Consider the following 8,260-nt stretch of genomic DNA (forward strand, 5'->3'; position numbering starts at 1 on the left):
AGAAGGCGCCCACGATGCCGGGCAGCGAGAGGGGCAGGAACACTTCAAAAAACCTGCGGATCGCACCGGCGCCCATACCGCGAGCCGCCTGTAGAATCCTACCGTCAATCTGTCTCATAACGGCCACAAGGGGGAAAAACGCGAACGGCACCATGTACTGCGTCATGCCAATGACGACGCCGAGCTCGTTTCGCACCAGTGGAATAGGATCGCGAACCAATCCCATAGCCATCAACGCTTCATTTATGAGCCCGTTAGGACGCAAGAGTACGAGCCATCCAAACGCGCGGATAAGGACAGAAATCCAAAACGGAACGAGGATTGCGAGTTCAATGAACCTCCGGCGAAGCGGTGGTCCATAGACCCACTGATACGCAAGCAAGTAGGCCATCGCCGTAGCGGCAAGACCTGTCATGAGGCAGATCCTGAATGTGCGCCAAAGGATTGCCTGTATGCCGCTGTCGGTAGCGATCGCCGTATAGTTGGAGATGCCTAGCGTCGGTTGGGTGAAACTCCATGCCAGGACACCTATGAGCGGAATGAAATAGGCAGCACACAGGAACATAATGAGCGGTGCGATAAAGACCATCCATACGACAGGCGTACGGATGGTCCACGTTACGCGCGCTGTATTCTGAAAACCATTAGACAACGACGTAGCTTTCAATAGCTGAGGTGACGTTCGAAAAAGGAGACCGATCTTTTAGCTCGAGATCACGGCCGTGTATTTGTCGAGAGCAGCGGCGTAGTTGTCCGCGTACCACTCCATGCTCACCCGATGCATCACAGAAAGATGTTCCGGCTGAGAGCAATCGATGCGCCGAAGCTCTTCCGGGACGATTTTTGCCGCCTCTGGATTGATCGGGCCGAAACCGACAAGTTTAAGCATTTCTACCTGAAGCGCAGGATCCTGGGTGGCGGCAATGAACTGGTTGGCAGCCTCAGCTCCCGCCGGATTGCCCTTCGAGTAGGACCATGCGTCGAAGATCAATAGGCCGTCGTTGAAGGAAAAGGTAATCTTTTGGTCGGTATCACGGTCGACAAGGATCGCCCGAGTTCCGAGCAGCAGTCCCATCGAGGCCTCGCCACTGAGCATGATCTGCTGACTCTCGGAGCCTGACCCCCAGACGGCGGCGACGTGCGGCATCAGTGCCTTGATCTTCTTGAAGGCTCGGTCGAGATCGAGTGGATAAAGTTGGTCCGGCGGGACACCGTCAGCGAGAAGTGCTGCCTCCGGAACGCCAATCATCCATTTCGGGAATGTGCGCTTTCCAGGAAACTTCTCGACGTCGAAGAAGTCCGCCCAGGTCTTCGGAGGGTTGTCTCCGTAGGTCGACGTGTCGTAGGCGAGCACGTAACTGTTCAAGAAACATGCCACGCCGAACTCGTGCGAGCTGTTTTCCAGAACGCGGGATTTCTTCACCACATTGTAATCGATCGGACCAAGAAGGCCCTTCTTTCCAAGCGTGACCGAAGAGAAGTAGTCCAACTGGAGCACATCCCAGGAAATCTTGCCGCTTGTCGCTTGGGCTTGCACGGCACCTTCGGTTGGACCCGAGCCGTCATCCTTAACGTTGATGTTCGTGGCCTTGGTAAAGGCTGCGCCAAAGACACTGTCGATAGCTTTGGATGTGTCGCCGCCCCACGTTGCCAGCACAAGATCCTTCTGCTGCGCAAAAGCGATTCTGCCCATTGCTGTTGAGGCCAGGCCGAGGATGCCAAGCGCCTTAAGCAGTTGTCGACGATCGATCTCGCCATTCTTGTATTTCGTTTCCAGGATATCGGCATTGTCGAGTCTTAAGAAATCAAGCATGTCTGCCTCCGTTGTGAAATAGCTGACTAGGAATTCGTGCTGCGGGCGTAAGGGATCAGTAGGCCGGCTTCGGGCGCCCAGGAGAGCCAGAAATCTTGCGATTTGAGGTGGTAGTCTCGCTGCCAGACATCGGCCGACATTGAGAGAGAAAGCACTTGTGGACTTGCAGTGTGCGCCGAAAGCAGGTCGAGCGCGACCGTTGCTCCGTGATAGGCGACGCCCCTTATGGTCACCCGCACATTGTTGTGATCTCCGGGGACCGGTGCCGACGAGAGCGTTGTATGTTCCGGCCGGACAGCAATCTGACAGTTGTCGGTCGCGCTTCCCGACGCCCTGAGAAGGCTGTCCCCGAACGCCCCATGGACAGTTCCGGCTTCAGACCTGATGTTTTTCAGTGGGAATATGTTTATGCGACCCAGAAAGCGCGCTACGAATTCTGACTTAGGTTTTGAATAGATCTCCTTGGGAGCACCTAATTGCTGGAGTTTTCCGCCTTCAAAGATGGCCACTCTGTCGGCCATTGAAAGTGCCTCGGACTGGTCGTGCGTAACGAAGACGAACGTCTTGCCGAATTCCCGGTGAATTCTCGAGACCTCGAACTGCAACTGCTCACGCAGGTTCTTGTCGAGCGCAGAAAATGGCTCGTCGAGAAGAAGCATGGTCGGTGAGAATATCAGAGCTCTTGCAAGTGCAACGCGCTGTTGTTGGCCGCCGGAAAGTTGTCGAGGATACTTATCGGAGTGAGCCGCCAGTCCGACCCGATCAATGATTTCCTTGACGCGCTGTGCTTGTTCGGCTGCGGCAACTTTCCTGACCCGCAGCGGAAAGGCGATGTTTTGCGTCACCGTGAGATGAGGGAAGAGCGCGTACCCTTGGAATACCATACCAAAGTTGCGCTTCTCGGGTGGAAGGGACGTGACGTCTCCTCCGCCCAGGAGAATCTTGCCATCTGTCGCATTTTCGAATCCGGCCAGAATGTTGAGAAATGTCGATTTTCCTGAGCCCGATGGGCCGAGCAAGGCAAGGAATTCACCCTGCCGGATTTCCATCGATATGCGATCGAGCGCCGTGAAATCGCCATAGCGTTTCGTGATGCCCAGCACGCTTAGCTGCGTGCTTTGCTTGTCTATCTGGGGCAATGTCGAGTTCCCTGAAGCAATCGCGCTATGCGCGTGCTGTTCTTGTATGTAAGGTATCAATGAGTATTTCTACTATTCGTGTCAAGACGAATTTCCAGGAATTTCGAGACGTCGTAGGAGGTAGCTCCTGGGAGAGGCGCCGAGCCAATCGCTCGGCATGAATGGTAAGGCGCCGTGAGGTAAGCGGACGGCGCCTCCATGTGCTAGTTGAAGTCACCACGCACTAGCGAACGTTGCCTCCGCCGGCATTCGAAATGCTGCGTCCGCTTTTGCAAAAGATCTGGTGACTCGGGATCCGATCGGCGCGTGATCGTGACTTAGATTGAGACAACCTTTCCAGGATTGAGCAGACCTTGAGGATCCAGCGTGCGCTTCAAAGCCTTCATGAGCGCGATCTCAGCGCCTGTCCGCGACCGGTTCAGCCATGGAGCCTTCGACGTGCCGATCCCATGTTCGGCCGATATCGTGCCGCTCGTTTCCTCGACCAAAGAATAGACAACACTATCCGTGGCCGCTTTCAGGACTTTGTCGATTGGCCTGCCAGGAACCCAGGCATCGAGGTGAAGATTGCCGTCGCCAATGTGGCCGTAGAAGACCGCTTTGCACCCGTCGATGCGCTCCGAAAGTCTAGACCTGCATTTGACGACGAACTCGTCCATAAGTTCAACCGTAATCCCGATATCGTAGGAAAGATGCGGCCCGATGGCCGCTGCGAATTCTGCGCCCGAGTCCCTGAGCGACCAGAATTCCAAAGACTGACCGATTGTTTGGGCGACCGCTGCGTCCGCCAAGAGGCCTGCTTCCATCGCCTCTTCAAGCCATGCCTGAAACCGCTCGCGGTCGAGCGCTTCATCAGCGCCGTGAATTTCGACCAGAACATAGTGTGCGTGTCCGGCGGAAATCGGCGACCGCGACTTGCTCGCTTTCGTCGCTACCGACCAGAAATCCTGCCACATCACTTCAAATGCAGACAAACTGGAACCCAGTTTAGCCCTTGCGCTTCGCAGGAGCGCTTCAACGTCGGCGAACGACGCTAATCCGCACAATGCAACCATTGTGCACCGTGGTTTGGGAAAGATCCGCAAAACTGCCCTTGTCACGACCCCAAGCGTACCCTCCGAACCGATGAAAATCTGCTTGAGGTCATAACCCGCATTGTTCTTCAGCAGCTTGTTAAGTGATTCCATTACCGTGCCATCCGGCAGGACGACTTCCAAACCAAGAACGAGATCGCGTGTCATTCCATAGCGGATTACCCGATTGCCACCGGCGTTGGTCGCGATGTTTCCCCCAATCGAACAGGACCCGCGCGCGCCGAGGTCGAGCGGGAAGAGGAAGCCCGCTTCATCGGCAGCGTTCTGGACAACTTCGAGGGGTGTTCCCGCACGAACTGTCATCGTCGAGTTGATTGGATCAATCTCCTCAATGCCGGACATTCGCTCGAGCGAAATTGCCACCCAATCTGGCTCAGGGTTGGCGCCGCCGCACAAGCCGGTCATCCCGCCTTGAGCAACAAACGGGACCTTAAAGCGAACACATGCAGTGACAGCCTGGGCGTCTTGTGTGGCGTCCGTAGGCCGGACTACCGCCTTCTGGCGAGACATGGGTTCGTTGCTCCAATCGCCGCGGTAGCGGTCGGGCACTTCGTCTTCGAGAAGGAGCGAACTCTTGGGAAAAATACTCTCTAGATGGGCTAGGAATTCGCGCAACGATACATCCTTTCCTTCTTGTATGTAAGGTACATACCGTGCGAAATGCGGTTGTCAAGCTTATCAATCGCTGCTCGGAACTCTTAGGGCGGCAGTTGGTTTTCCGCATACTCGTGCCCAAGGCCGACGCCGCGGCGCTCTGAGCGCCTGACACGCGGATGTCTGACGTTTCTTTTGATACTTGATTTGAGGGCTCGCCGCGGCCAAGGGCAAGACTCCGGAAGCGCCTTCAAAAGAGTAGCGAGTGGCAACCGGCGGCAGAGGCCGAAGGGTGCTTGTGCATGTAAAGCGGTATGGCCAATGAAGCCGTATCAGAGTCAGAGATCGCGTAGATTGGTCAAGGCGCTCGTCCTGTTGCTTGGAAGAAAAGAGCCGGCTTTCGCAAGCGCGCTGGATCGGGCAAAAGGCGCACCTGTGGCGAAACTGCCACGAAGCGGACACTTGTACTCATTCGCTGCGAGCCTTCCATTCCCGCCATCGAAGGAAGAGGCTTGCACCCAGTCGGTCGAAAGGTGACGGTGTTAGCCGGCTGGGCTCACCTTCTGCAAGAAAATGTGCCGCTATGTCGGATGACACACCGCATAGCAGGTCGGCGGCACCTATCCCGGTCAGCGTACTTCGCACGGTACCCAAGCCGTTGCAGCAACATGCGGAATAGAGGCCCTTTTCGAGTTCCTGCATTACCGACACCCCATTCCAACTGAGGCAGAGATGGCCGGCCCAACTGAATTCCATCGGCGCTTTTGCAATGGCGGGAAAACGGTCCGCGAATTTCTTCCTATGAATGCGTGCCGCGCGCGCGAGTGTCGCCTCAGAGGGCAACATTCCCGGCAGGTAGCTGGCACAGGTACGCGTGACGATGCGGTTTCCGCCCTGCGCGGTGTCGATACGGCGCATGGTGGTGCCCATGGGATCGGAAGGCGTGATGCCCCAGCGCGGGTGGCCACCAAGGCGGGAAACTGTCTCGTCATCCAGTTCGGCCGTCATCGATGCATAAAGGAAGATGTGCATTAGCCTCTTGCGCTTGAAGCCAAAGCTTTCCAGATGGCCGTTGTTTGCCATCATGACTTTGTCAGCCGCAATCCGCCCACGTTTTGTGGACAGTATCCAACTGGCGCCTTCGCGCTCGAAGCGAACGACAGGTGTCGACTCTAGAACGTGGACCCCATCTCGCCTAAGGCCGGCGCCGAGACCTCGGATGTAGCCGGCGGGCTGGAGCATGACGGTGCCGGGGGTGTAGAGCCCGGAAACGTAGTGACGGCTCCCAGTCAGTTCGAACATAGCCTTTTCATCCAGCTTTTCGCTGGGCTCACCCAAACGTACGAGATGGGCGGCATAGCTGTCGTTGAGCGCGTGGGCCGTGGCACTCGCAGCGCCGTTGATCTTGCCGGCCGGATCGAAGAAAGCCGGAGCGATCCCATAATCCTGAACGTTGGATCGGGCAAAGGAGATGGCAGCCCGGTTAAGCGCGATGATCTCTTGGTCGGCTGCGAGGCCTTTGCCGGAATAATCTTCGGAGGAGACGTCATGCGGCAGGTCGATCATGAAGCCGGAGTTGCGGCCCGATGCTCCTTCCGCCAACCGCCCTGCCTCGACGACGGCGATACGCAGCCTGGGGTCGATCTGATGCAGTCGACGGGCGGCCGACAGGCCTGCAAAACCGCCGCCGATGATGGCAACATCCACGGTGATATCGCCGTCAAGAGCGACAGGCTGTCCGACCTCCGGGAGGATTGTGCTCCAGGCTGCCGGTCCACGATGGACCGGCAGCCTTATGGCTGTAAACGCGTTCAAGCGACGGCCTCGTCGACATCGTCGTTGAGGTCGATCCAGATCGTCTTGATCCGAGTGTACTGATCATGCGCATGGACGCCATTGTCGCGGCCGCCGAAACCAGACGATTTGAAGCCACCGAACGGCGTCGTGATGTCACCTTCCCCGAAGCAATTGATTGTGACTGTGCCCGCCCTGATCGCGCGCGCACCGCGGATGGCTCGCTTGGCATTGGCGGTGTAGATCGACGCGGCGAGACCATACTCCGTGTCGTTGGCAAGGCTGATCGCCTCCTCGTAGCTTTCGACCGTGAGTACCGTCAAAATAGGTCCGAAGACCTCTTCACGCACGACCTTCGCTTCGCGGTCGGCAACGTCGATGATCGTCGGCTCCACAAATCCGTCCTTTGCCTTGCCACCAAGCAGGATCTTCTGGCCTTTTTCGAGGTAAGAGCTGACCTTTTCGAAGTGTGCCTTGGACACAAGCGCGCCGACGCGGTTTACCGGGTTGAGCGGATCGCCCATCGGCCACTCACGGGCATGAGCGACCATGCGCCTCAAGAGCTCTTCCTTGATGCCGCGCTGAACAATCAGGCGTGACGAAGCGGAGCAGTTTTCGCCCATGTTCCAGAAGGCGCCGTTGATAAGGTGTGCAGCTACTCGGTCGAGATTCTCGGCATCGTCGAGGACGACGGCCGGATTCTTGCCTCCCATCTCAAGAGTGACTTCCTTGAGGTTGGAGTCGGCGGAGTAACGAGGGAAGCGCCGTCCGGTGTCTGTCGATCCGGTGAAGGAAACCATGTCGACGTCCATGTGCTTGCCGAGTGGCTCGCCAACCTCAGCGCCACCGCCGGGTAGTACGTTGAATACACCCGCCGGAATGCCGGCTTGCATCACAAGCTCCGCAACACGCAGCGCCGTCAGCGTGGTTTCCTTGGCCGGTTTGACGATGACGGAATTGCCTGCGGCGAGGGCAGGGCCGATCTTCCAGGCGAGCATCAGTAGCGGAAAGTTCCACGGCAGTACGAGACCGACGACGCCGACAGGTTCGCGGACGATCATCGCGATATGATTATCTGACGCGGGAGAGACTTGGTCATAGATCTTGTCAATGAGTTCGGCATGCCATGTGAGGCAATGGATGGTCTCTGGAACGTCGACGTTTTCGCAGTCGTAGATCGTCTTGCCGCTATCGAGGCTTTCAAGGACAGCAAGCTCGCGCGCATTGCGCTTCAAAAGCTTGGTAAGCTTGATGAGGATTTCCTTGCGTGCGCTCGGATGCAGTCGCGACCAACGACCGTCTTCGAAGGCATCGCGCGCCTTGGAAACGGCAAAGTCGACGTCATTGGGGCCGCAGGACGCTACCGTTGCGAGCACTTCGCCCGTCGCGGGGTTGGTCGTCTCGAAGGTTTTGCCGGAGATCGCAGGCCGGAAACTGCCATCAATGAACGCCTGGGTGGGAAAAGTGATGTTCGCGGCAATTGCCTTGTACTCGTCGTGTGTCAGAAGATCGCCCATGTCATGCCTCCGCTTCGATTTGCGCAATCGTGCGCTTCAAAACGCGCACCACCTGTTCGAGTTGCCTCGTGTCGTCCTTGTTCAGCGGCTTCAGCGGGGGACGCGGAGGACCGGCGAGGAAGCCGCCCATTTCGCAGCCATACTTGATGCACTGGATAAACTTGCCACCCTGTTCGAGTACACGCATCAGCGGCATCAGCGCCGACATGATCCGCCGGCCCTTGGCGAAATTGCCCTCGACGACGCATGCCTTATAAAGCGCGATGTGCTCCTTGGGCAGGAAGTTCGAGCCGCCGCAGACCCAACTCC

At 57.3% G+C, this 8,260-nt stretch carries 7 protein-coding genes; all 7 read right to left on the reverse strand.

Features of this window, described 5'->3' with window-relative positions:
• Positions 1-589: ABC transporter permease (locus I8N66_RS34255; RefSeq protein ID WP_291164053.1), on the reverse strand; the 589-nt coding region annotated here is incomplete at its 3' end.
• A 114-nt stretch (positions 590-703) separates the two neighbouring features.
• The gene (locus I8N66_RS34260) at positions 704-1,813 is read right to left on the reverse strand and encodes an ABC transporter substrate-binding protein (RefSeq protein ID WP_291164056.1); all 1,110 of its coding nucleotides are present in this window, start codon (positions 1,811-1,813) and stop codon (positions 704-706) included.
• A gap of 26 nt (positions 1,814-1,839) precedes the next feature.
• Entirely contained in the window at positions 1,840-2,952 is a 1,113-nt protein-coding gene (locus tag I8N66_RS34265) for an ABC transporter ATP-binding protein (protein ID WP_291164058.1), read from the reverse strand.
• A 317-nt stretch (positions 2,953-3,269) separates the two neighbouring features.
• The gene (locus I8N66_RS34270; protein WP_291164060.1) at positions 3,270-4,661 is read right to left on the reverse strand and encodes an FAD-binding oxidoreductase; all 1,392 of its coding nucleotides are present in this window, start codon (positions 4,659-4,661) and stop codon (positions 3,270-3,272) included.
• 447 nt (positions 4,662-5,108) lie between these two features.
• The gene (locus I8N66_RS34275) at positions 5,109-6,455 is read right to left on the reverse strand and encodes an FAD-binding oxidoreductase (RefSeq protein ID WP_291164063.1); all 1,347 of its coding nucleotides are present in this window, start codon (positions 6,453-6,455) and stop codon (positions 5,109-5,111) included.
• Positions 6,452-7,951, reverse strand: coding sequence for an aldehyde dehydrogenase (locus I8N66_RS34280; protein ID WP_291164066.1), 1,500 nt, complete (start codon positions 7,949-7,951; stop codon positions 6,452-6,454). The genes I8N66_RS34275 and I8N66_RS34280 overlap by 4 nt, the downstream gene beginning before the upstream one ends.
• 1 nt (position 7,952) lies before the next feature.
• The coding region (locus I8N66_RS34285; protein WP_291164069.1) for a dihydrodipicolinate synthase family protein at positions 7,953-8,260 on the reverse strand (308 nt) is incomplete at its 5' end.

This window comes from Ensifer sp. SSB1 (assembly GCF_016652895.1).
Taxonomy (GTDB): domain Bacteria; phylum Pseudomonadota; class Alphaproteobacteria; order Rhizobiales; family Rhizobiaceae; genus Ensifer.